Genomic DNA, 23,919 nt, shown 5'->3' on the forward strand with positions numbered 1-23,919 from the left:
TCACGAGTCGGTCCCGCCCGGGAACCGCCCGTCGAGGACAGCGGCGAGGACCGACGCGACGCCGTCCTCGTCGTTGGACGGCGCGACGTGGTCGGCGAGGGCGAGCGCCCGGGGGTGCGCGTTGGCGACGGCGACGGCCGACCCCGCCCACTCCAGCATCTCGAGGTCGTTGAGCCAGTCGCCGATCGCGAGCACCTGTGACCGCTCGATCCCCAGGGCGTCGCAGAGGCGGGCGAGGCCGGTCCCCTTGTTGACCCCCTCGGCCTGGATCTCGAGGAACGGGGCTCCACCGTCGCACACCGCGACCCCCGGCACCTCGAACGAGGCCGCGAGCTCGTACAGCGCCTGGATGGTCCAGCCCGGCGCCCGGGCCAGGATCTTGAGCGTCGGGAGGGCGAGGAGCTCCTCGATCGTCTCCTCGGGCAGCCCGGGGGTCGGCGGCTCACCGTCCGCGGGCCCCGCCAGGTCGGTGTAGCCGTGCTCGCCGACGACCTGCCGGCTGAGCTCGCGCGCGACGGCGATGCGCAGGGACGGGACCTGCTCCTTGAGCCGGGCGATGATCATCCGGGCCGCATCGGCCCTCATCTCGATGCTGTGCCGCACGGTCAGGTCGGGGACGTCGATGCCCAGCGCGCCGTTGGCCGCCAGCACGGTCCCGGCGAAGCCCAGCCGTGCCAGCGGCTCGGCGAGGTTGCTGAGCTGGCGCCCGCTCGCCGGCACGAACAGGATGCCCGCGTCGGCGACGTCCCTGATGAGCCGGTGCGTGCGTTCGCTGACGGTCTTGTCGCTGCGCAGCAGCGTGCCGTCGAAATCGCTGGCGATGAGTCGGATCACGTGCGGAGACCTCCTTGCCTCGGCGCAGGCCCCCGCCCGCGGCTCAGCCGATGCTGTCATGCCCGCGGCCTCGGGAGGGGCGCCGCGCCCAGGACCAGCATGTGGTGAGAGCGGGGGAGGATCACCATGTGCTGGCAAGCGTCACGGACCACCACATGGCGGGCTCCTGCCGGACGCTGTCTGCGCGTCGGCCGGAGCCGCTGCCGAGCGATCCGCCTCGCTAGGCGCGCGCCGCGCCGGTCCTCGTGCGCAGCATGGCCTCCAGCGTCGCGAGGGTCACGACGCCGTCGGGGACGAGGGCGCGGGGGTCGCTGAGGACCCGCGCGGGGCTGCCGGGCTCGCCCAGGTCTTCGAGGACGGCGGCGGCACCGGTGAAGTCCTCGTCGGCCGTGAAGGCCGAGACCGTGACCAGTGTCTCCAGGCCGGCGGCCACGGCGGACTCGACGCCGTTGGCGCTGTCTTCCAGGACGACCGCCTCGTCGGTCGTCGCACCGACCTTGTCGAGGGCGTAGAGGTAGATGTCGGGTGCCGGCTTCTTGTGCGTGACGATGTCGCCCGCGTACACGGGGATCTCGGCGGCGAGGTCCCCGACCGCCGCCGCCAGGTTGGCGCGCACCGCCGGCTCTGCCGAGGTGGACGCGACCGCGACCCGCCAGCCACCGGCCAGCGCCTCGGCGGCGAGCCGGGCGATGCCGGTGCGCCCGGGCAGGGCGCCCGACTCGACGAGGTCGGTGTAATAGGCCGTCTTCCACTTGTGCCAGGCGGCGAGCATCTCGTTCTGGCCCGCGAGGTCGGCGGGAAGGCTGTGCGTGGCGACGAACTCCGGCGTGAGGAGCGTCCTCATCCGCTCCTTGCCGCCGGTGATCTTCAGCAGCCGGGCGTAGGTCGCCTCGTCCCAGCGCACGGGCAGGCCGAGGTGGGCGAACAACGCGTTGAATGCGGGCAGATGGCCGGCCCTCTCCGTATCGACGAGCACGCCGTCGCAGTCGAGGATCAATGCACGCGTCATGTGCGGACTCCTTGGCTCGGGGGAGCGTGCCGCCCTCCGGGAAGGCGACGGTGACTCCCTGTGTTCTTCCAGGCTAGCCGAAGTTGGCTGTACGTGTATATACAAGTTTGCTGAGAAGTCCCTGAGCCCCGTTCGGGGTGCTCCGGTGAGCGGACTCCGCGCTCTCACGGTGCGGTGTCGCCGTGAGCGGCAGGATGGGGGGGCGACCCACGAAGGAGTGTGACATGTCACGATGGAACGCGGCCGAGGCGGCCGCGCTGACCGATCCGGTGGAGCAGCTCGCGTACGTCTCGCGACTGCTGGGCTCCGACCCCGACCTCGTCCTGCACGGCGGCGGCAACACATCGGTGAAGAGCACCGTCACCGACATCACCGGCGCGATCGTGGACACGCTCCTCGTGAAGGGCTCCGGGTACGATCTCGCGACGATCCCGCCGAAGGGATTCGCACCGCTGCGGCTCGCCCGCCTGCGCGAGCTGCTCGACGTGGCGCGGCTCGACGACACACGGATGATGAGCGAGTTGCGCTGTGCCCTCCTGGACGGGGGCGCGCCGGACCCGTCGGTCGAGGCATTGCTGCACGCGGCGCTGCCGCAGCCGTGGGTGCTGCACACCCACGCCGACGCGATCGTCACGCTGACACACGTCCCCGACGAGGGCCTGGTGTCCCGCGTGCTCGGGCCGGACGTCCTCGTCGTGCCCTACATCATGCCCGGATTCGACCTGGCCCGGCTGGCCTCGCGCCTGTGGGCCGAGCAGGCGAGCGGCACGACGGTCGGACTCGTCCTGCGCGGGCACGGGCTGTTCACGGTCGGTGCGACCGCCGAGGAGGCGTACACGCGGCACCTGGCCCTCGTCGACAGGGCCGCGGCTCACCTCGCCGCGGCGGTCGGACCGGCACCGACGCCCGGAGCGCTGCCCGGTGTGCCGGGCGTCGAGCTCGCCGCCCTGCGGCGCTCGTTGTCCGAAGCGGCCGGGGCTCCGCTCGTGATGTCGCGGCACGTCGACGTCGCGACGGCGGCGTTCGTCGCGCGCGACGATCTCGCGACCGTCACCCAGCAGGGGCCGGCCACTCCCGAGCACTCGATCCGGACCAAGCGCGTCCCCCTCGTCGGGACGGACGTCGCGGCGTATGTGGCGGCCTACGAGGCCTACGTCGCCGAGAACGAGGCGCGGCGGGGGAGCCCCGTCACGCGCCTCGACCCCGCCCCGCGCGTTGTCCTCGACCCGCGGCTGGGCATGCTCACCGCGGGGCGGACGGTGAAGGACGCCGACATCGCGCGGGACGTGTATCGCCACACGATGCGGGTGATCACCGCGGCGACCGCCTGCGGCGGCTATGTCGCGCCGACCGCCGAGGAGATCTTCGACGTCGAGTACTGGGATCTCGAACAGGCGAAGCTGCGCAGGGCGGGCACGCCCGCCCGCTTCACCGGCTACGTCGTGCTCGTCACAGGCGCATCGACGGGCATCGGGCGGGCCTGCGCCCGCGCGTTCCTCGCGCAAGGCGCGGCCGTGGTCGGCACCGGACGACACGAGAACGTCCAGGAGGTGTCCGACAGCCCGGCCTACCTGGGGCTCGTCGCCGACGTGCGCGACGCCGACGCCATGCAGGAGGTGCTGCAGCGCACGGCCGAGCGGTTCGGCGGCATCGACATCCTGGTCGCCAACGCCGGCGTCTACTCGCCACCGGCGCCGATCGCCGCCCTCGACGACGACGTGTGGCGCAACGTCCTGGGCACGAACCTGGACGCCGTCGCGCGCCTGTTCCGGGACATCCATCCCTACCTGGCGGCGTCCCCGGTCGGCGGGCGGGTGGTCGTCGTCTCGTCGAAGAACGTGGCCGCACCGGGCCCGGGCGTCGCACCCTACTCGGCCTCGAAGGCGGCGGTCACCCAGTTGGCCCGCGTCGCGGCGCTCGAATGGGCCCCCGAGGGGATCCGGGTGAACCTCGTGACCCCGGATGCGGTGTTCGACACCGCGCTGTGGAACGAGGATCTGATCGCCAGCCGGGCGCGCAAATACGGGTTGAGCGTCGAGGACTACAAGCTGCGCAATCTTCTGCGCACCGAGATCACCAGCGATCTCTGCGCGGCCGCGGTCCTCCACCTCGCCTCCGACGACTTCTCCGCGACGACGGGCGCGCAGGTGCCGATCGACGGCGGCAACGACCGGGTGATCTGAGGGTCAGCGCGCCCCTGCGGACGCGTCGCCGGGGACCTCCTCGTAGCGGGAGAACGCGGTCGCCTTCGCGACGAGGTCGGGTTCGGGGCGGACGCCCGTGTAGAGCACGAACTGCTCCAGCGCCTGCAGGCTCATCACCTCGGCGCCCGTGATGGTGGGCGTGCCGAGTTCCTCGGCGCGCCGGACGAGGACCGTCCGGGCCGGACGGGGGACGACGTCGAAGACCACCTCGGCGGCGGCGACGACCTTCTCGGGCGCGGCGAGCACACCGACGTCGGCCCCCTCCATGCCGAGCGGGGTGCAGTTCACGAGCAGTGACGGACGCAGATCTGCGAACTCCGCCTGCCACGAGAAGCCGTACCGCTCGGCGAGCTGGGTGCCGGTCGCCTCGTTGCGGGCGACCACGGTGACGTCGGTGAAGCCCGAGTCCCGCAGCGCGGCCACGGTCGCCTTCGCCATGCCACCCGATCCGAGCACGGCGGTCGAGCGGGGCGTCACGCCGTGATCGCGCAGCAGCGACACGATCGCGAGATAGTCGGTGTTGTACGCCCGGAGACGGCCGTCGGTGTTCACGATCGTGTTGACGGACTCGATCGCCGCCGCCGACGGGTCCATCTCGTCGACGAGCAGGATCACGGCGGACTTCCACGGCATGGACACCGCGCACCCGCGGATACCCAGCGCCCGGACCCCGCCGATGGCGGCGACGATGTCGGTCGTGGTGAAGGCCTTGTACACGTAGTCGAGCCCGAGGGCGTCGTACAGGTAGTTGTGGAATCTGGTGCCGGTGTTTCCGGGGCGTCCGGCCAGGGAGATGCACAGCCTGGTGTCCTTGGTGAGGCCGTCGGTGATGGTCCGTCGCATGCGGCCAGCCTACGAGGCGGCGCCGATGCCCGTGCCGATGCCGCGGAGTCCTCCGGTGCCGTGGCCCCTCGGGTCAGGAGGCCGGGACTTCGATGACCGGGTGGCCGGCCGACGAGAGAGCTTCGAGGGTGTCGCGGGCGGCGGGGCTCGCCGGCGCGTCGGTGATCAGTCCGACCGACGGAGGCAGGGGCGCGAAGTAGGGGTGACGGTGACGTCCGCCCAGCTTCGAACTGTCGAGCAGCACCCAGGACGCCCGGGAGACCTCGATGATGAGGGACTTCATGACCTGGAGTTCGAGGTCGGGACAGTTGAGGCCCCGAACCGGGTCCACGGAATCGGCGCCCAGGAACGCCACGTCCGGGGCCAGGTGGGAGAGCTGCTGGGAGGTCAGGGATCCCAGGAGCCGCCCCCCGCGCGGGTGGAGCCTGCCTCCGAGGACCAGCACCTCGGCCGATCCTTCCGCGAGTGCCATGAGGCTGGGCAGGCTGAGCGTGGCGAGGGTGACGTCGGTCCGTGCGGCGAGGAGTCCGGCGAGCTTGGCCACGGTTGTCCCGGCATCCAGGAAGACCAGGCTGCTCGGCGGGACGAGGGTCGCCGCCTTGATGCCGATGCGGAGTTTCGCGCCTGCGTTGAGCTGGTCCTTCTGGTGCCATGAGGGGTCGTTCGGGCGGCTGAGGGCGCCGCCCAGCACGCGGACGACCTGGCCGTTCCGCTCGAGATCGGCGAGGTCACGTCGCACGGTCGACTCGCTGACCCCGAGCGTGGCCGCGAGGTGGGGGATCTCGACCAGGGTGTCCCCGGCGAGCAGGTCGAGGAGTCGGCGATGCCTGTCCTGCGTGGCCGATCTGCGTGTTCGGTTGCGTTCGGGCACCTGCCCACCTCCTCCGACCCGAAACTAGCAGATGCGCGTGATGCGCAATATCTGCCCGCATTCTTGACGTTGATACGCAAGTACGTGATAGTTGATGCGTACCGAAAGCACTGTCGAAGGGGACGGGCATGGCTGATGTCGTGATCATCGGGGACGACCTGACCGGGTCGAACGCCACGGGCGCGCTGTATGCGATGGGCGGCCTCGCCGTGGTCACCGTCGCGGACATCGCCACGGCCGAGCGAATCCAGGACGACGTGGACGTGCTGGTGTTCAACACGGAGTCCCGTCACCTTCCCGGGCCTGCCGCGTCCGCCCGAGTCGCCGAAGTCGTGGCGTTCGCCGCCGGGACGGGCGCGCAGATCGCCAAGCGGGTGGACACGACGCTGCGCGGCAACATCGCCGCCGAGGTCGCCGCCGGCCTCGCAGCCCTGCGTGCCCGTCGCGACTCCGGCCGGCAGGCCGTCTTGATGGTTCCGGCGTTCCCGGCCTCCGAACGGGTCACGGTCGGCGGCTGCCAGTTCGTCCAGGGCGTGCCCGTGGCGCGTTCCTGGGCGGCCGGCGATCCGTTCACGCCGGTGACCACGTCCCGCGTCAGCGCCCTCTTCTCCGGCATGCCCGGACTACGGACGCGCGAACTGGGGCTGGAGGACCTGAACGCGGATCTCGCCGCGTCCCTCGCCACGGCGGGCCACAGCGCCGATGTCGTCGTGGTCGACGCGTATGACGACGCCGACCTCCTCACCGTTGCGAAGGCCGCCCAGCGCGCCGCCGAAAGCGGCGACCTCGAATGGCTGGTGGTCGACACAGGGCCGTTCGGCGTCGCGTTGAGCCGACAGCGCGGTCTCGGCGGCGGGCGCACCGAGCAGAACCCGCTGATTCTCGTCATGGCCGGAAGCCTCACCGAGCAGACGAGGGCCCAACTCGACCATCTCGCGGCGACGTCGGATGCCCGGCTGATCACGGTCGACCCTGCCGTCGACGCGGCGACCGACATCGTCGAGCGGCTGGCACAGGCGGCGATGGCAGGTCACTCGGTCATCGGGCTGCGCACCGTCCTGCCGAGCGGCCCGCCGACGGCCGAGGCCGCCGACACGAGCCTGCGGCTGTTCGCGGATGTGGCGCGCGCGGCGACCGAGCGGTTGCGGCCCGCCGCGATCTACGCCACCGGCGGCGACGTCGCGATGACCGTGCTCCGCGCGCTGGGCGGCGACGGTTTCCGGATCCTCAGCGAGGTGCTCCCCCTGGCGGTCGTCGGCGAGGTCAGCGGCGGCCCGTACGCAGGCATCGGGCTGGCCACCAAGGGCGGGCTGATCGGTGACACCGACGCCGCCACCCTCTGCGTGAACGCGCTCCAGCAGGCGTCGAGGCACGCCGCCGACGTCACTCTCGTCTCTCCAGCCACATCAGAAGGGAAGTAACACACGTGACCGACACACAGCCCCCGGTACTGGGCGTCACGGTCGGCGATCCGGCCGGTATCGGACCCGAGATCAGCCTGGCGACGGTGATCCGTCCCGAGATCCGTCGTCGCGCACGGGCCGTGCTCTATGCCGATCCGAGCGTCGTCGAGCGGGCCGCCGGCATCATCGGTGCCGACGTCGAGGTACGCGTCATCGACGACCCCGCCGACGCCGCCACGGAGCCGAGCGTCGTCGACGTGATCGACATCGGCACGATCCCCGATGCGGACGAGATCGAGTTCGGCGTCGTCCAGGAGGCGGCGGGACGCGCGGCCGTCGCCTCCATCGAGCGGGCCGTCGAGGATGCCCTGGCCGGGCGGACGCAGGGCGTCGTGACCGCTCCCATCAACAAAGAGGCCATCTGGTCCACCGGCTCCCGCTTCCTCGGACACACCGAGATGCTCCAGGACCTCACCGGCGCGGAGAAGACCGACACCATGTTCGTACTCGGGGATCTGTGCACCTTCTTCGCCACCCGTCACATGTCGCTGCTCGAGGCGGTGCAGGCGATCCGGAAGGACCTGCTGGTCGGCTCCATCACGCGAGCGCTGCGTGCCCTGCGGGTGTTCGGCTACGCGGAGCCTCGGCTCGCCGTGGCCGCGCTGAATCCGCACGGCGGCGAGAACGGCCACTTCGGACGCGAGGAGCTGGACGAGATCCGGCCGGCCATCGAACAGGTGAACGAGGAGACGGGCGCCGGCGTGCTCGGGCCGATCCCCGCCGACTCCGTCTTCCATCTGGGCATCGGAGGTGCCTTCGACGGCATCCTGTCCCTCTACCACGATCAGGGCCACATCGCGACGAAGACGTACGACTTCGACCGGACCGTCTCCGTCACGGTTGGCCTGCCCATCCTGCGCACCTCCGTCGATCACGGCACGGCGTTCGACATCGCGGGAAAGGGAACGGCGTCGCCGCAGACCATGATCTCGGCCTTCGACGCCGGCGTGCGATTCTCCGCCCGCAACACGGCGATCGCTGCGGCCTTCCCGCCACGTACCGACACGACTCCGCCTTCAGAGAGGAAGTAGCACCGGTGTCCCCATCCGTTACCGCATCAGCAGTGCCGCAGAAGCGCTGGGCATATGTGATCCCGGTCGCGGCGATCATGTACATGCTCGCCTATCTCGACCGCAACAACGTCGCCGTGATCCTGCCGTTCATCGAAAAAGATCCGACGATGCACCTCACCGTCTCCGACAAAGGCCTGGTCAGCGGCATCTTCTTCGTCGGCTACATGTTCCTCCAGATTCCCGGCGCCGTCGCCGCACAGAAATGGAGCGCCAAGAAGACCGTCCTGATCCTCATGATCACCTGGGGCATCGCCGCGATGGCGTGCGGGCTGGTCGCCGACCGCAACCAGTTCCTGGTCGCACGCTTCTTCCTCGGCGTGTTCGAGGGCGGCGTGTGGCCCGCCGTCCTCGTGCTGCTCGCCAGTTGGTTCCCGCTCACGGAGCGTGCGCGTGCCAACGCCCTGTGGATGCTCTGCCTTCCGCTGTCGTCGATCGTCATGGCGCCCCTGTCGGGCGTCCTGCTCGAGTCCTTCAGTTGGCGGACGGTGCTCATCATCGAAGGCATCCCGCCGCTGCTGTGGGCCGTGGTCTGGTGGTTCGCCGTGGCCGACCGGCCGAGCCAGGCCAGGTGGATCACCCCGGCCGAGCGCGAGTACGTCGAGTCCACCCTCGCCGCCGAGGAGGCCGCCAAGCCGGCCGTCGACCCGAAGGGCGGCTACCAACGCGCGCTGAGGGATCCGCGGGTGCTGCTGATGATCGCCATCTACTTCTGCTGGATGACCGGCTTCTACGGCTTCAGCCTGTGGTTGCCGACGGTGCTGAAGAACCTCACCGGCGGATCGCCCATTCTCGTCGGGTGGCTGACGGCGATCCCGTACCTGATCGCCCTGGTCGGCATGGTGCTCGTCTCGCGCTGGAGCGACCGCACCGCGAACCGGAAGCTCGCTGTGGCCGTGCCGCTGCTCATCGGCGCCGGCGCGCTGGTCGTCGGGCAGTTCGTCACCCTCCCCGTGGTGAACATCGCCCTGCTGTGCATCGCGGCGGTCGGCATCTACGCGCCCTACGGCCCGTTCTGGGCACTGCCCGCGGCGTTCCTGCGCATCGAGGTGCTGGCGTTCTCGATGGGACTGATCAACGCCTTGGGCAACCTCGGCGGATTCGTCGGGCCCTACGCCGTCGGGTGGATGCGCGACGCGACCGGCAGTGACCTGATCGGCTATCTCTTCCTCGCCGGCATCCTGGTCCTGAGCGCGTTGCTCACCGTCATCGGCGTGAAGACCCAGCAGCCGAGCGCTCCGGCGACGGCCGAGGGGAGCACCGTCGACGCATGATCGACGGCCGGTGGTGGGCCCCGTGCCGGGCCCACCACCGACGCGGGTGGAGCTAGGCTCGCATCGTGCCCGCACTCCCGCCGGATCTCGTGGCCGGCCTCGACGTCCTCGGCAGCGTCCCGGTGGCGGGCGGCAGCATCGCAGCCTCCTTTCGCCTCGACACGGCCGCCGGGCCGCTGTTCGCCAAGACGCACCCTCGACCGAAGCCCCGGATGTTCAGCCGGGAGGCGGCCGGACTTCGCGCACTGGCCACGGCGGCTCCCCCCACGATCGGCGTCCCGCAGGTCGTGCGGGTCACCGCGGGAGGCCTGGTGCTGTCGTGGATCGACGAAGGACGGCGCAGGCCGTCGACCGAGGACGAACTGGGCCGCGGTCTCGCGCACATCCACCGGTCCACCGCGCCGGCTTTCGGAGCCCTCGACGGGGACACCTCGGGATACCTCGGGTCCATGCCCATCGACCTCACGCCCACCGCCTCGTGGACCGATTTCTTCCTCGAGCGCCGGCTCGTGCCCCTCGCCGAGGCGGCGATCGCCAAGGGAACGCTCTCGCCCGAGGCGCGGCGAACCATCGACCGGCTCGCGCCGCGTGCCGACGAGCTGTGCGGCCCCGCCGAGCCCCCCTCCCTCGTCCATGGCGACCTGTGGGCCGGCAATCGCCTCGTCGACACCGACGGACGGAACTGGCTCATCGACCCGGCCGCGCATTTCGCCCACCGCGAGATCGACCTGGCGATGATGCGGCTCTTCGGCGGTTTCGGACCGCGCTGCTTCGCGGCCTACGACGAGGCCTTCCCTCTCGCGACGGGGTGGCAGGACCGGATCGACTGGTACCAGGTGCCGCCCCTGCTCGTCCACGCGTACCTGTTCGGCGGCTCCTACGGCGACAGTGCCCTCGATGCGCTCCGCCGGTACCTGTGACCGTGTCCCGAGGCCGTCGCCTCGGGCTCGCATGCGGGGGTCGTCGGCGGTGACCGGTCGGTCGCTTTCGCGACGGACCTGTAGTCCGTAACCTGATCACCGAGAGCGTTCCCACCTTGGCGAAACGTCTGTACCGGAAGGACGGCGGCGTGATCGGACTGCCCCCCCATATCCAGGCATGTCTCTTCGACCTCGACGGCGTGCTGACGAGCACGACGCGGCTGCACATCGGTGCGTGGAAGCAGGCCTTCGACGACTTCCTGCGAAAGCGCGCCGAGGAGACCGGCGACGACCTGTACCCGTTCGACCCCGCCGCCGACTACACGCGCTATGTCGACGGGCGGCGCCGTGCCGACGGCGTGCGGACCTTCCTGGCCAGCCGCGGCATCGAACTCCCCGAGGGCGACCCGGCCGATGCGCCGGGCATGGGGACGGTCAACGCGCTCGGCAACCTGAAGAACACGATCGTCGTCGCGCACATGGACACCGAGGGGGTCGACGAGCGCCCCGGCGCGCGCGCCTACCTGCAGGCCGCCGAGAAGGCCGGGCTGCGCCGAGTGGTGGTGTCGTCCAGCGCCAACGCCGCCAAGGCGCTCGCGCTGACCGGGCTGGATCGGCTCATCGAGGCCCGGGTGGACGGGGTCGTCGCCCGCGAACGCGACCTCCCCGGCAAACCCGACCCGGCGACCTTCCTGTACGGCGCGGAACTGGCCGGGGTCGATCCGGCGTCGGCGGCCGTGTTCGAGGACGCCGTGGCGGGCGTGCAGGCGGGCCGCGCCGGGGCGTTCGGGTTCGTGGTCGGGATCGACGACGCCGGACAGGCCGATGCGCTGCGGGAGGCCGGCGCCGACATCGTCGTCCCGGATCTGGGCGCGTTGCTGTGAACCCGGCCGACCGGCTCACCCACCTCGAGGTCGGCGAATGGGAGGTGGTCGAGCCTGAACTGGCGCTCGAGGACGTCGGCCACGCCGAGTCGGTGTTCGCGCTCTCCAACGGCTTCGTCGGGCTTCGCGGCACTCTCGACGAAGGAGAGCCGGCGGTGTCCTCCGGTGCGTACGTCGCCGGCCTGTACGAGCGGTTCCGCCTCCCGCACGCCGAGCCGGGCTACGGGTACCCCGACTTCGGGCAGGCGATGATCCACGCGCCCGACGGCTCGGTGATCCGGCTCATCGTGGACGACTCGCCGTTCGACGTGCGGCTCGGGACGCTCCACGCCCACCGCCGGGTCCTGTCGCTGCGCGAGGGGACGCTGACCCGAGACGTCGACTGGTCGACCCCGCGCGGGCGCCGCGTACGGATCTCGTCGACCCGGCTGGCGTCGTACGAATACCGCTCTGTGTCGGCCATCCGCTACACCGTCGCCGCCGTCGACCAGCAGGTGCGGATCATCCTGCAGTCCGAGCTCATCGCCAACGAACCGATGGCCCCGGCCGAGGGATCCTCGAAGGACCCGCGTGTCACCCACGTCCTCGCCCAGGCACTGCGACCGGTCGCGCAGGAGCGCAGCACCTCCGGGGCGCTGCTGGTGCACCGCACGAAGCGCTCGGGCCTCACGGTCGCCGCCTCGATCGCGCACGAGATCGCGTCCAGCGCGGACGCCGAGATGTTCGTCGAGACCCGCCCCGACTGGGCACGGACGTCCTTCGTCGCCGAACTGCTGCCCGGCGAGTCGCTCACGATCACCAAGTACGTGGCGCACGCGACCTCCACCACGCGGGCGGTGCCGCTGCTGCGCAGTCAGGTCTCCGCCGCCGTGAGCTCGGCCCGCCATGACAGATGGGAGGGGCTGGTCGCCCGGCAGGCCGAGCATCTCGACGCGTTCTGGGACACCGCCGATGTCCACGTCACCGGCCGTCCGCGGCTCACCGGCATGCTGCGGTACGCGCTGTTCCAGGTGTATCAGGGCGCGCTGCGGAACGAGGGCGCGCCCATCGGGGCGAAGGCCCTCACCGGTTCGGGGTACTCGGGCCACACCTTCTGGGACACCGAGGGCTTCCTGGCCCCCGTCCTGGCGGCCGTGCTGCCCGACGCCTGCGCCGACGTCCTGCGCTGGCGCGCGTCCACGATCGATCTCGCGAAGGACCGTGCCGCGGAGCTCGGCCTCCAGGGCGCCGCCTTCCCGTGGCGGACGATCGACGGCACCGAGGCGTCCGCCTACTGGCCCGCGAGCACCGCGGCGATGCACATCAACGCCGACATCGTGAGGGCGTTCGAGCTGTACCGCTGGGTGACCGGCGACGAAAGCCTCGAACTCGACGGGGGGCTGCCGGTGATCGTGGAGACGGCCCGGGCATGGATCTCGCTCAGCCATGAGGGACGCAGCGGCAAGGTCCACCTCGACGGCCTCACCGGGCCGGACGAGTACACCGCGGTCATCGACGACAACGTGTTCACCAACCTGATGGCGCGGCGTGCGCTGCTGTCGGCGGCCGAGCGGACCGGACGGCATCCCGACCTGGCCGCCCAACTCGGCGTGACCGATGCCGAGCGGGCGCATTGGGCGGCGATCGCCGAGAACATGTTCATCCCCTACGACGCCGAGCTGGGGGTTCATCCGGCATGTGCCGGGTTCACGCGGTTCGACGAGTGGGACTGGGAGCGTTTCAAGGACAAGCACCCGATCCAGAACTACTCGCCGTACTTCGAGATCTACCGCCACCAGGTCATCAAGCAGGCCGATCTCGTGCAGGCGATGTGGTGGTGCCCCGAGGAGTTCGCACCCGACCAGGTCGCCCGCAATCTCGACTACTACGAGCGGCGGACGTCGCGCGACTCGTCACTGTCGGCGACCCCGCAGTCGGTCGTGTGCGCGCAGGCCGGGCACCTGGATCTCGCCCTGGCCTACCTGTACGAGGCGGCAGCGGTGGATCTCGAGGACGTCCACGGGAACGCCGACCACGGGCTGCACATGGCTTCGCTCGCCGGATCGTGGCTGGCGTTCTCGTGCGGTCTCGGCGGGTACCGCGAAGCCCCCGACCGGCTCGTGCTGTGGCCGCAGCGCCCCGACGGGGTGGAGGGGTTCGGATTCCGGCTGCTGTGGCGGGGCGCACGGGTGACGGTCGCCGTCGAGGCGGACACGGTCACCGTGCGTCAGGAGGGGGACGCGCCGCTGCCGCTGCGGCTGTACGGCGAGGAGATCGATCTCGGCCAGGAGCCGGTCGCCCGGCCGTTGCGCCGCGTGGAGCCGCTGCTGCCGGAACCGGAACAGCCCGTGGGGCGCGCGCCTGCACGTCTGTCCTGAACTGTTGGACGGGCCGCTGCCCGAGCTGAAGACGTAGCAGAGTGGAGCTATGACGGTTGACCAAGTGAATGCCGCAATCAATCTGAGACTGGCCCTCATCGGACTGCCCGTGCCGAACGCGTCGGACGACGCCGCCGAGTCTCTGGTCGCCCCGATCCTCGCTCGTCAGCGCGAGTTGGGCCGGCGCCTCGTGAACCGCCTGTGCCCGGTCGACCAGCGGGTGCAGGACTTCCTCGACTCCTACCTCGCCGACACCGAGGTGCAGCCCGAACTGCCGCCGTCCACGCTCATCCTCGACGAGGCGGGACTCGCCCGGGGGCTGTCACTGCCCCGCGTGGGGGACGCGTTCTCCTCGCCGCTGTTGTCGTCCTACCGGCTGCTCAACGGCGTCCTGCACAACCCGGCCAACGACCGCCGGACGACCCAGGGCGTGTTCCACGTCGTCGAGGGCGGCTCGGACATTCCCGACGACAAGCTGGCCGTGCCGAAGCAGGCCTTCGCCCGACTGCTCGAGCGTGCGTTCGAGGCGCCCGCCGAGGCGACGCTGCTGCCTTACACCGCCAACGAGGATTCGCCCGCGCACGCGTACGTCTCGCTGCTGCTGCGGCCGCTGGTCGTGCCCGCGGTGCCGGGTGTGACGGGGGAGAAGCGGATGGAGATCCGCTTCATCGCCCCCGGCGGTCTCGTGTCCAACCTCGACTTCGTGGAGGGGATCTTCGGGAACGCCGGCGACCCCAACCTTCCCGAGAACGACGCCGCTCTCGCCCCGCAGGGGTGGACCGGCACGACCGGCATGGTGATCCTCGCGCCGCACCTGACCGCGGTGACGAAGCGCGAGCTCGGCCTGCCGCACCGCGATCAGGCCACCGAGCGGCAGCGTCGCGACGGCATGTGCTGGACCGACGAGTCGGAGCGCTACAACGACGGCAAGGCGTTCAAGGTGTGCGCGCGGGACGCCCGTGGCGTCATCGTGACGATCATCGCCGACAACTACTACGGGTACTGCAAGAAAGAGGTCAAGACCCAGATCAGCTACTCGGCCAACCTCTTCGGCAACGTGGAGGAGGAGCACTCCGGCGGCGCCCAGGTCTACCCGAGCTACAACCTGGGCCAGATCTACACCGACGACTCCGCCGGCTCGTCCTCCTCGCTGGCCGACGTCGTCGCGCGAGACCCGGAGCGGTTCCGGCTCCAGCCCGAGGGATATGCGCTCGACGTGAAGGAGCCGCAGGTCGTTCTCGTCCCGGCCAACTCGACCTACAGCCTTCGCGACCAGACGGTGAGCTGGAGGACGGCCGACGGGACCAAGCAGTCGATCCACATCCGGGCGCGGCGCGTGTACATCGGGCCGAACGGCTACCGGGTGCATCTGGCGCGCAACGAGACCGATCAGACCCAGTGGAGCCTGATCGGCACGGCCCCCCGCTCGACCCAGTGTCACAAGCCGGCGACGGTGTCGGGCGGCGGCAAGTCCGAGATCAGCAAGGCCATCTCGGCGGCGTTCATCATCGGCAACGTGTACAGCCCGGCCTACGAGTCCGACATGGCCGCCGTCGCCGAGATCCTCGAGCACGACTGCTCCGACCGGTTCGCCGACCCGGCGGCACAGACCGACAAGCGCCGCATCCTGTCCGACAAGCGGAGCATCGGATCGGTCATCAAGCTCCTGACGCCGTCGGAGACCGACTACACGCCCGAGTACAACGCGTGGCTGAACAGCATCCCGCCGCACATCCTCGAACTGGTGTACGTCGTGAAGCGGTTCTACCGGCCCGAGTGGAAGGACGACTGGAAGAGCCACTTCTCCGTCGGCATCATGAACGGCCGGCTGGGGAACTTCCTGCGGCTGGACGGCGACAAGATCTCGGTCAACATGCTGCGTGTCGGCTTCGAGCCCGACGGCTCGTGGCGGTTGTTCGGTCTGCGGCACGATTTCAATCCGGCCGCCAAGGTGCAGACCGAGGACGACATCACCGCGAGCACCGTGGCGTGTCCGGGCGGCGACGGGCTGAGCCGCAAGTACGTCGAGAACTGCGAGGAGCTGCTGTTCCAGCGTCCCGACGACGCGGTGATCCGCGGCTATGACAAGCAGGCCGAGAGGGACGTCTCGTCGCCGGGGACGTTCCTGTCGAACTTCCAGCCGCTGACGCACGCCGACGCCCGCGAGATGGCCGACGACGCGGTCGCGTTCAGCGCGTTCAGCACGCCGATGCAGGATCTGATCCTGCAGGCGGCGGGGATGCCCGACGACGCGTCGCCCGAGTACTTCGTGTCGAGCGCCGACTCGCGTCTCGTCAACGGCAAGCGGTCGAAGAACCCGCGGTACCTGCAGGTGCGACCCGACAGGGCGAATCCGTTCGAGACGGGGATCGCCGATCTGTGCGAGCACCTGTACCACGGGCTGCCCGTGGACGAGCCGCTGAAGCCGCCGGTCGACGTCGTGGCCGCCGGACGTCGCAACAACCCGCCCGACAAGGGTGTTCCTCCGCTGTGCTCGTACAACCCGCTGCACTACATGGAACTGCCGGAGCTCTTCATGGAGTTCATCAGCTCCATGACCGGCAAGTCGCCGTCGACGACGGGCGCCGGCTCCGAGGGAGCGATGACGAAGGGCCCGTTCAACGCGATGCCGGCCATCGTCGACCTCAACGCGGCGCTGCTGTCGTTCATCCTCACCGGCTACGACGGATGGCTGTCGGCGGCCGGGTTCGTCGGACCGAACGTCCGCGTCGACCACGATGTCAGCCTGCTCGTCCCCGAGTTGTTCTCGCGGATGACCGACGAGGAGCGGTCGGCGACGAACCTCGTCGCCGAGGGCATGCTGGAGCCGGTGCCGGACTTCACCTACGAGGGCGAGACCTGCGCGGCGAGCCGCCTCGGATACCGCATGACGGCGGCGTTCGCGCGCAAGTACTTCGGACGCATCTTCCTCCACCCGCACGTGGTGTTCACGGAGGCGATGCTGAAGCCCGAACTGCAGGATCCGGCGCTGTACGCCGAAAGTGTGAAGACCATCGTCGAGACCCACCAGCGGGTCGCGCGCGCGTACTTCGACGACGGCACGATCGACCTGGCCACCCCGCCGCTGCGGGCGTTGCTGGAGATCATGGCGAACGGTGAGACCGCCGACGGGCTCGGCCTGGCCGCCCCGGCCTTCCGCCGGCTGTTCGACCGCGACACGGTGCTGGCCGCCGACTGGTACCGGGAACGGCTGGATGCCAAGCAGGATCGCGATGCGCTGCTGCTGGAGGAGGGCATCGCGAGGATCCGGCAGTTCCTCGGCGTCCCCAGCAACGCCGAGGCGACCGAGCGGCTGCGCCTGCCCGAGCGGCTGGCCGCCGCCGAGGAGGAGCTCGCCCGGGTCCGTTCCGGGGGCTACCGCGCGTCGCTGATCGGGACGCTCGGCCTGCAGCCGTCGCTCAGGTAGGGTCCGCGACCGGAACGTCCGGCCACGGCGATCGCCCGTCCCACCCGGGGCGGGCGATCGCGTCTGTGCGGGGCCGGCGCGCGGATGCCGGGTCGGCGAACCGGCGTGCGGCATGATGGGGGATGTGTCCGCTCGCGTGCCGCTTCCCGGTGTCCTGCTCCGGTACGGAGTCATCGCGCCGCTCCCGGCCCTGGACGCCGCCGAGCTGTACGCGGCGTGCGAGATCCTGATCCAGGAGGACGTCCGCGTCTGGACGCTGCCGTGGCCGGCGACCGGTGTGCTGCGGGCATTGCGGGAGATGTTCGACGGGCGTGCCATCGTCGGCGTGCGGGGCCGCGTCGCCCCCTCCGAGCTCGCCGCCGTGCGTGAGGCGGGGGGCGCCTTCGTCGCCCAGGCGCTGGCCAGGCCCGAGGTGATCGCCCGCGCCACCGATCTCGGGCTCCCGACGCTCGCCGGGGCGCTGACTCCCGCCGAGGTCGAGCGGGCGGCGGGGCTCGACGCGAGCGCGGTCCAGCTCGTCCCGGCCGACCATCTCGATCCCGACTACGCAGACCTCTTAGGAAACGAGGTGCCCGGCGTGCCGCTCGTGGTCACCGGGAGGGTCGATTCCGCCGCCGCCGGGCGGTGGTTCGAGCGGGGAGCCGTGGCCGTCTGCCCGACCTCGCAGTTGATCGGGAACGCCTTGTCGGGTGGCGTTCTCATGGGATTGCGCGTGCGGAGCCGGGATTACTCGGCCGCGTTCGCGAGGGTCCGCTCCACCGCGCGGGATGGCGAGGGTTTGCGGGTGGTCGATTCTGAAGATAAGCTGAGAAACAGTTAAGCCGATGCCGCACTGGAAGGCCACTATGTCGCAACCTCGCCGGGCTCTGCTCGCCGACTCGGGCATTGCCGAGGACGCCATCGCCTCTCCGCGCAGGTCGGCCTCGCCCCGCCTCGCCGGCAAGCTCGCACTGCCGACCGGTATCGCCGCACCTCTGGCCGCCGTCCTGGCCGTCTCCATGATCACGACCGCGGCGGGAGCGCCCGCCCAGACGACTGCCACCACGACGACCGAGTCCGCGGCCGAGGTCGCCGCCCGTGTCGCGGCGCGCGGGACGTACACGCAGACCTCCTCGGTGACGGTGGCCCAGGAGAAGCAGATCACCCGCGACCAGACGCGTCCCACGCTCTCGAACGTTCTCACCGAGGTGGCGCTGAAGGCGGCCGGCACCCGATACACCACGACCGACCTCACCGTGCGGCAGACCCCGGCGAAGGACGCCAAGGCTCTCGGCACTCTGAGCACCGGCACCGGGATCAAGATCACCGACGCGACGTTCGGCGCGTACCGTCAGGTCATCTACAACGGGAAGGCCGGCTGGGTGCTCAACGCGAAGCTGACCTCCAAGAAGCCCTCGGGGGCGTCGGGGTCGGTGACCTCGGCCGAGTGCCGGCTCGGCTCGGCGGTCGAGAGCGGTCTGAAGGCCAACACGATCAAGATCTACCGCTCCCTGTGTGCGAACTTCCCGAAGATCACGTCCTACGGCGGAGTCCGGGCGGATTCCCTCCCGTACCACCCGAGCGGCCGCGCCCTCGACGCGATGCTGCCCTCGGTCAGCGACTCCGCGCTCGGCTGGCAGATGGCCGAGTTCCTCGTCGCCCACGCGTCGGAGTTCAACATCGACCACATCATCTTCCGGCAGCAGCTCTGGGTGCCCGGTCAGGGATGGTCGGCGATGGAGGACCGCGGCAGCACGACCGCGAACCACTACGACCACGTCCACGTCGCGGTCGCGAGCAACTGAGCCGCTAACGTCGTGGTCGTGGAAGAGGCGACGACGTGTGGCTCCAAGTCGACTACGACTCAGCGTTGACGCCGTTCAACGATCGGTTCGGGTTCGTTGCCAACTACTACGAGCGCGATCGTCCGGCGATCCAGCTCCCGCCTGGCTCTCTCGTCATCGACCTGAGTCCAGTGTTCGAGCAGAACGGCCCGCGGTTCGCTGCCGGGGAGGCGGCCATCAACGCCGCTGCCCTGCGTGCCTTCGTCTGGCTCGCCGAAGACGAGGATCTCGTTGCCCTCGACTGGCAACATCCGCCTACCGCCACTCGCCAGGACGCCAGGCACTCCCCGACGGCAGCGCAGCCATCCCTGTCTTCCCCGACGGCGATTACCACGCGCACATGACGCCCGACCTCCGCTGGGGCTCGTTCGGCCACCCGTGGCAACAGACACTCACCATCTGGGGCGACGAGCTCGTCGCCACTCTGGGTGCCGAGTTGCTCACCTGGCTACCCAAACACCGCCAGAGCGTCGTCTGATTTACCGACCCGGTGCTTCAGTCGGACGCCACTTCCGCCTAGGAGGAATCCAGTCGATCGCATCGGATGCGGAGACGTCTGGCAGCACCACAACGGACTCGTCGTAGAGGTGCCATTCGCCGCGGGAGTAGGACTCGGCTGCGAGCAGCAGCGAAGACGACGCGTCGCCGTGAAGTAGGACCTCGGTGACCAACCCGGGCGCGGAGCCGCCTTCAACCAAAGTGTCGAGCACGACCTCGACCTTGTTGATACGGCCCGCGACCAACGGGACATCCTGGCGTGAGCGAAGCGAGCCCTCGTCGGACCCGGGCAACTGCAGGTCGACGGTCGGGAGGAAGCTGAGCCCGAATACCGCATCGTCCTGATAGACGGTGATCAAGGAGTCGCGATCGGTGCCCCTGGCCCGGAGCCACGCGAAGGGCGTGCGGCCGTCGGTTGGCATCGCCCAGGCGAGTGCAACGTCGTCACTACGGGACTCGAGTGCCCACTCCTCGCCCTCCCAGCCGACGACCTCGCACGAGGCCAGCAGCAGCGCTGCCGAGATGTTCTTCGTGATCCACCCGACGTTGTCCGGAAGACCCGCAGCCGCCAACAGATCGGCGACCGCCTCTCGGGTCATCGCTTCAAGTTCGTCCAGCGGCGGCAAGGCCCCTTCTCCGCGCGCCGCGGAGAACACCGGAAAGTCGCCACCGTCCTCGCGGAACACTGCCCAGACGTCTCGCTGCTGGAAGTCGGTGAACTCCCAGCCGATGCCATCCCGCGTGCTCACGTCGCTGGCAACGGTCGCCATCCAACGAGAGCGCCAATCAGTCATGGCTCGAAAGGGCGGGCTCGATGCCGAACTTCTCGACGACGAACCGCCAGAACAAGCGGACGGACTCGGTCACTGGCCGATCAATCGAGTCGTCGTGGCCGGTCAACGACTGGTGCTCGATCCGTACGCGGTCATTCGGCGGCGGCCTGAGCCCCGCCAACGTTCGCACTGCAATGACATCAAACGGAGGCTCGTCGGCAGGCTGCGCGGCGACGATCAAGTCGAAGTGCGACGTCGCCGAGCCGAGTTCGTCGGCGCGACCCGAAGTGATGATGCTCCTCACGATGTCGACCATGTGCTGGAGAGGAACGCCGCGCGCTACCGCGGCTTCGTACTCATCCAGTCGCTCTTCCCAGCGACCAGGCGGTATCGGCGTCCGCCAACCTCTGCCCAGCGACATGGTCTCAGCGTAGTTGGCCGCGGTCGCCCAGCTTCTTGGCATGGCATTCACGCAGTTCGGATATCAACGGTCGCCGGTATGAGCCCGGGCCGCACCCGGTCCCGCCCTGGTAGGGCCACGAACCGACGGGTCCACGACGGGGCCTCGTCCACTAGTGTGGCGCTATGACAGCTCCCGTTGACGCGACGGCCACCCCCGCGTGGGCTAGGCTCGCGAGCCTTCATTCCGCGTTCGTCCCCGATCTGCGGGGCGCGTTCGCGGCCGATCCGGATCGCGCTCGGCGATTCAGCTACGCCGTGGGCGACCTGCATGTGGACCTCTCCAAGAACCTCGTCGACGACGAGGTTCTGGCAGCGCTCGTGGAACTCGCCGAACAGGTCGGTCTTCCGGCGCGGCGCGACGCCATGTACGCCGGCGAGCACATCAACGTCACCGAGGACCGTGCGGTGCTGCACACCGCGCTGCGACGCCCCGCGACGGACTCGCTGGTCGTCGACGGCGTGGACGTCGTGCCGCAGGTGCACGAGGTGTTGTCCAAGGTATACGCGTTCGCCGACAAGGTGCGTGACGGCGAGTGGGTCGGCGTCACCGGCAAGCCGATCGCGACCGTGGTCAACATCGGCATCGGAGGCTCCGACCTGGGGCCGGTCATGGTCTACGAGGCGTTGAAGCCCTACGTCCGCGACGGTCTGGAGTGCCGGTTCGTCTCCAACATCGATCCCGCCGACGTCGCGGAGAAGACGGCCGGCCTCGACCCCGAGACGACGCTGTTCATCGTGGCGTCCAAGACCTTCACCACCCTGGAGACGCTCACGAACGCGCGACTCGCCCGCGAGTGGCTGTGGAACGGGCTTCTCGCCGCCGGCGCGATCGCCGACACAGAGGACGCCCGGACCGCCGCGGTCGCCAAGCACTTCGTGGCCGTGTCGACCGCCCTCGACCGCGTCGCCGATTTCGGCATCGACCCGGCCAACGCGTTCGGTTTCTGGAACTGGGTCGGCGGGCGCTACTCGGTGGACTCCGCCGTGGGCACGGCCGTCGCCGTCGCGATCGGCAAGGAGAGCTTCGCCGACCTCCTCGCGGGGTTCCATGCCGTCGACCGTCACTTCGCCGAGGCGCCGCTGGCCGAGAACGTCCCCGCGCTCATGGGGCTGCTGAACGTCTGGTACGTGAACTTCTTCGGGGCCGCCAGCCATGCCGTCCTGCCGTATGCCCAGTACCTGCACCGGTTCGCGGCCTACCTGCAGCAGCTCACCATGGAGTCCAACGGCAAGGGCGTCCGTTCCGACGGCAGCCCGGTGACCAGCGGCACCGGGGAGATCTTCTGGGGTGAGCCGGGCACCAACGGCCAGCACGCGTTCTACCAGCTCATCCATCAAGGGACGCTGCTCATCCCGGCCGACTTCATCGCCGTCGCCAACCCGGCGCATGCGCTCACCGACGGCGACAAGGACGTCCATGAGCTGTTCCTGGCGAACTTCTTCGCCCAGACGGCGGCGCTGGCCTTCGGCAAGACCGCCGACGAGGTGCGTGCCGAGGGCACGGCGGAGGCGATCGTCCCGGCGCGGGTGTTCCCGGGCAACCGGCCGACGACCTCCATCATGGCGCCGGCGCTCACGCCGTCGGTGGTCGGGCAGCTCATCGCGCTGTACGAGCACATCACCTTCGTCCAGGGCGTCGTGTGGGGCATCGACAGCTTCGACCAATGGGGCGTCGAACTCGGCAAGCAGCTCGCCTTGCAGATCTACCCCGCCGTGGCGGGGGACGCCGGCGCGCTTGCGGCGCAGGACGCGTCCACGCAGGCGCTGGTGACCTACTACCGGGAGCGCCGCCGGCGCTGAGCCCCGCGGGCTGCCCGGGCGTCGCTGCCGCACCGGGCAGCCGGCGGCAGGTACCCTCGGCACCATGGCGCGTTCGAGCACCGGTGGTGTCGTGAAGGGCATCCTCGTCACGCTGTTCACCGTGCTCGCGTTGGTGCTCAGCGCGGGCCTCGTCGCCAAGGTCTACGTGGACTCGACCGCCGGAGGTCACCTGTACTCCGACGCGGCATCGGTGCCGGAGACCCCCGTGGCCCTGGTGCTCGGGGCCGCCGTGAATGCCGACGGGAGCCCCTCGGCGTTCCTGAAGGCGCGCCTCGACCTCGCACACGAGCTGTACGCGGCCGGCAAGGTCACGGTCATCCTCGTGTCGGGGGACAACGGGACATCGCACTACAACGAGCCCGACATCATGCGGACGTACCTCATCGCCGCCGGTGTTCCGGCCAAGCGGATCGTCGCGGACTACGCGGGCTTCGACACGTACGACTCCTGCGTGCGGGCGAAGCGGATCTTCGGCGTCGACCGGCTCACGGTCGTGACACAGAGCTACCACCTGATGCGCGCGGTCGCGACCTGCCGTGCGGTCGGAGTGGACGCCGAGGGCGTCGGGGACGACTCGGTGAGCGTGTACTCGCAGGAGTGGACGCTGGGCCAGGCACGCGAACTGCTCGCGAACTACAAGATGGCCTACGACATCCTCACCGATCGCCAGCCGGTGCTCGGCGCCCGCGAGACGTCCGTCGACGAGGCGCTGAAGGGCTGAGTCCTCGTGCGCCGCGTTCAGCCGCGGCGCGCAGCAGCGGAGGCGAAACCCAGCCAGTCATGCTGGTTTCCCGCCCAGCACCACCCGATCTTCGGCGCGTTGCGCCGAGCGATGCCGTCGCGACCGGTGCCGCGACTGATCCAGATCGCGGGGACGCGCGCGTCGGACCCGCGTGCCGTCGGCTTGCGGGAGGCGGCGCACATGAAGCAGTGCCCGGGTTCGAGTCGCGCCGGATCCTGCAGCAGCCAACTGATGCCTTCGCCGATCGTGAGCGGCGTGCGCCCCGCGTCCGCGATCACCGGCAACGCCGCGTCGGGGGTCATGCCGCGCAGCGTGTCCCCCCGGTCGATCCCCGACAGCAGGTACAGGGGCCGTTGCGGCACGTCGACCGACGCGATCGGGACGAACTCGTCCAGATCGGTCATGTCCTGCACCACGAAACCCGCTCGCCCACCGACGCGCAGCAGCGGGGCGAGCTGCGAGGCGGGCACGAGCGACGGGTGGACGCAGACGAGCCCGGCGCCGGTCAGCCCGGCGGCCAGGGACCGAAACCGGCGCTCGGACATGCCCGCCGCCTGCGGCACCGCGCGCGCGACGAGAGCCTCCACCTGGTCGGTCACCGGGATCGCTACGGCGTCGCGGAGATCCCGGCCGCCCGGCACGCC

19 protein-coding genes and 1 pseudogene are annotated in these 23,919 nt (G+C 70.1%); 13 read left to right on the forward strand and 7 right to left on the reverse strand.

Annotated features, from left to right (window positions below; all coding sequences use genetic code 11):
- Both G555_RS0112860 and G555_RS0112865 read right to left on the reverse strand, forming a co-directional pair.
- Nucleotides 1–834 carry an HAD family hydrolase gene (locus tag G555_RS0112860; protein ID WP_051209044.1) on the reverse strand — a complete coding sequence of 278 codons (834 nt, stop codon included), beginning with the start codon at nt 832–834 and terminating at the stop codon, nt 1–3.
- A gap of 220 nt (nt 835–1,054) precedes the next feature.
- On the reverse strand, nt 1,055–1,843 hold the full coding sequence (locus tag G555_RS0112865; protein ID WP_028709172.1) for an HAD-IA family hydrolase: 789 nt from the start codon (nt 1,841–1,843) through the stop codon (nt 1,055–1,057).
- Nucleotides 1,844–2,067: 224 nt separating this feature from the next.
- On the opposite strand from G555_RS0112865, the gene G555_RS0112870 reads away from it, so the two are divergent.
- Nucleotides 2,068–4,026: a bifunctional aldolase/short-chain dehydrogenase gene (locus G555_RS0112870; protein ID WP_028709173.1), complete on the forward strand. Its 1,959-nt coding sequence runs from the start codon at nt 2,068–2,070 to the stop codon at nt 4,024–4,026.
- 3 nt (nt 4,027–4,029) lie between these two features.
- Here the strand turns inward: G555_RS0112870 and G555_RS19925 are convergent, their stop codons facing one another.
- Together G555_RS19925 and G555_RS19930 are read right to left on the reverse strand one after the other, a co-directional pair.
- Nucleotides 4,030–4,890: a shikimate 5-dehydrogenase gene (locus tag G555_RS19925; RefSeq protein ID WP_051209046.1), complete on the reverse strand. Its 861-nt coding sequence runs from the start codon at nt 4,888–4,890 to the stop codon at nt 4,030–4,032.
- 73 nt (nt 4,891–4,963) lie between these two features.
- Nucleotides 4,964–5,761, reverse strand: coding sequence for a DeoR/GlpR family DNA-binding transcription regulator (locus G555_RS19930; protein WP_051209048.1), 798 nt, complete (start codon nt 5,759–5,761; stop codon nt 4,964–4,966).
- A 128-nt stretch (nt 5,762–5,889) separates the two neighbouring features.
- Here G555_RS19930 and G555_RS19935 point away from each other — a divergent pair, with 128 nt between their 5' ends.
- The 10 genes and pseudogenes from G555_RS19935 (at nt 5,890) to G555_RS21380 (ending at nt 19,457) form a co-directional block, all read left to right on the forward strand.
- Nucleotides 5,890–7,182, forward strand: coding sequence for a four-carbon acid sugar kinase family protein (locus G555_RS19935; RefSeq protein WP_051209050.1), 1,293 nt, complete (start codon nt 5,890–5,892; stop codon nt 7,180–7,182).
- 5 nt (nt 7,183–7,187) lie between these two features.
- Complete coding sequence (gene pdxA / locus G555_RS19940; RefSeq protein ID WP_084635240.1) at nt 7,188–8,255, forward strand: 4-hydroxythreonine-4-phosphate dehydrogenase PdxA; 1,068 nt, start codon at nt 7,188–7,190, stop codon at nt 8,253–8,255.
- 5 nt (nt 8,256–8,260) lie between these two features.
- Nucleotides 8,261–9,568, forward strand: a complete 1,308-nt coding sequence (locus G555_RS0112895; RefSeq protein WP_028709174.1) for an MFS transporter — start codon at nt 8,261–8,263, stop codon at nt 9,566–9,568.
- Between the two features lie 65 nt (nt 9,569–9,633).
- Entirely contained in the window at nt 9,634–10,488 is an 855-nt protein-coding gene (locus G555_RS0112900; protein WP_211223249.1) for a fructosamine kinase family protein, read from the forward strand.
- 149 nt (nt 10,489–10,637) lie between these two features.
- The gene (locus G555_RS0112905) at nt 10,638–11,372 is read left to right on the forward strand and encodes an HAD family hydrolase (RefSeq protein ID WP_028709176.1); all 735 of its coding nucleotides are present in this window, start codon (nt 10,638–10,640) and stop codon (nt 11,370–11,372) included.
- Nucleotides 11,369–13,729, forward strand: coding sequence for a glycoside hydrolase family 65 protein (locus tag G555_RS0112910; RefSeq protein ID WP_028709177.1), 2,361 nt, complete (start codon nt 11,369–11,371; stop codon nt 13,727–13,729). The genes G555_RS0112905 and G555_RS0112910 overlap by 4 nt, the downstream gene beginning before the upstream one ends.
- Nucleotides 13,730–13,778: 49 nt before the next feature.
- On the forward strand, nt 13,779–17,156 hold the full coding sequence (locus G555_RS0112915; RefSeq protein WP_028709178.1) for a PPi-type phosphoenolpyruvate carboxykinase family protein: 3,378 nt from the start codon (nt 13,779–13,781) through the stop codon (nt 17,154–17,156).
- A 124-nt stretch (nt 17,157–17,280) separates the two neighbouring features.
- A complete protein-coding gene (locus tag G555_RS21370; protein WP_169337918.1) occupies nt 17,281–17,976 on the forward strand; it encodes a bifunctional 4-hydroxy-2-oxoglutarate aldolase/2-dehydro-3-deoxy-phosphogluconate aldolase in 696 nt (231 codons plus the stop codon).
- Between the two features lie 4 nt (nt 17,977–17,980).
- Entirely contained in the window at nt 17,981–18,940 is a 960-nt protein-coding gene (locus G555_RS21375; protein ID WP_156887554.1) for a VldE C-terminal domain-containing protein, read from the forward strand.
- A gap of 35 nt (nt 18,941–18,975) precedes the next feature.
- Nucleotides 18,976–19,457: pseudogene (locus G555_RS21380) on the forward strand (DUF2716 domain-containing protein).
- A 1-nt stretch (nt 19,458) separates the two neighbouring features.
- On the opposite strand, the gene G555_RS0112940 reads toward G555_RS21380, so the two are convergent.
- Both G555_RS0112940 and G555_RS0112945 read right to left on the reverse strand, forming a co-directional pair.
- On the reverse strand, nt 19,459–20,226 hold the full coding sequence (locus G555_RS0112940; RefSeq protein ID WP_211223250.1) for a hypothetical protein: 768 nt from the start codon (nt 20,224–20,226) through the stop codon (nt 19,459–19,461).
- A gap of 37 nt (nt 20,227–20,263) precedes the next feature.
- Nucleotides 20,264–20,566, reverse strand: a complete 303-nt coding sequence (locus tag G555_RS0112945; protein WP_028709182.1) for a hypothetical protein — start codon at nt 20,564–20,566, stop codon at nt 20,264–20,266.
- A 269-nt stretch (nt 20,567–20,835) separates the two neighbouring features.
- Between G555_RS0112945 and pgi the strand changes: the two genes are divergently transcribed.
- Both pgi and G555_RS0112955 read left to right on the forward strand, forming a co-directional pair.
- On the forward strand, nt 20,836–22,512 hold the full coding sequence (gene pgi / locus G555_RS0112950) for a glucose-6-phosphate isomerase (protein ID WP_028709183.1): 1,677 nt from the start codon (nt 20,836–20,838) through the stop codon (nt 22,510–22,512).
- A gap of 64 nt (nt 22,513–22,576) precedes the next feature.
- Nucleotides 22,577–23,254: a SanA/YdcF family protein gene (locus G555_RS0112955; protein ID WP_051209058.1), complete on the forward strand. Its 678-nt coding sequence runs from the start codon at nt 22,577–22,579 to the stop codon at nt 23,252–23,254.
- Nucleotides 23,255–23,271: 17 nt separating this feature from the next.
- Here G555_RS0112955 and G555_RS0112960 read toward each other — a convergent pair whose 3' ends face one another.
- A complete protein-coding gene (locus G555_RS0112960; protein WP_211223251.1) occupies nt 23,272–23,874 on the reverse strand; it encodes a DUF5701 family protein in 603 nt (200 codons plus the stop codon).
- Between the last annotated feature and the right edge of the window lie 45 nt (nt 23,875–23,919).

Source organism: Propionicicella superfundia DSM 22317, from assembly GCF_000423465.1.
GTDB classification, from domain to species: domain Bacteria; phylum Actinomycetota; class Actinomycetes; order Propionibacteriales; family Propionibacteriaceae; genus Propionicicella; species Propionicicella superfundia.

Excerpts from the sequence above, each read along its gene's own strand:
- G555_RS0112865 (WP_028709172.1), bottom strand. The coding sequence starts at position 1,843 with ATGACGCGTGCATTGATCCTCGACTGCGACGGCGTGCTCGTCGATACG.
- G555_RS21375 (WP_156887554.1), top strand. The coding sequence starts at position 17,981 with ATGCCGCACTGGAAGGCCACTATGTCGCAACCTCGCCGGGCTCTGCTC.
- G555_RS19935 (WP_051209050.1), top strand. The coding sequence starts at position 5,890 with ATGGCTGATGTCGTGATCATCGGGGACGACCTGACCGGGTCGAACGCC.
- G555_RS0112915 (WP_028709178.1), top strand. The coding sequence starts at position 13,779 with ATGACGGTTGACCAAGTGAATGCCGCAATCAATCTGAGACTGGCCCTC.
- pgi (WP_028709183.1), top strand. The coding sequence starts at position 20,836 with ATGACAGCTCCCGTTGACGCGACGGCCACCCCCGCGTGGGCTAGGCTC.
- G555_RS0112870 (WP_028709173.1), top strand. The coding sequence starts at position 2,068 with ATGTCACGATGGAACGCGGCCGAGGCGGCCGCGCTGACCGATCCGGTG.
- G555_RS0112955 (WP_051209058.1), top strand. The coding sequence starts at position 22,577 with ATGGCGCGTTCGAGCACCGGTGGTGTCGTGAAGGGCATCCTCGTCACG.
- G555_RS19925 (WP_051209046.1), bottom strand. The coding sequence starts at position 4,890 with ATGCGACGGACCATCACCGACGGCCTCACCAAGGACACCAGGCTGTGC.
- G555_RS0112945 (WP_028709182.1), bottom strand. The coding sequence starts at position 20,566 with ATGGTCGACATCGTGAGGAGCATCATCACTTCGGGTCGCGCCGACGAA.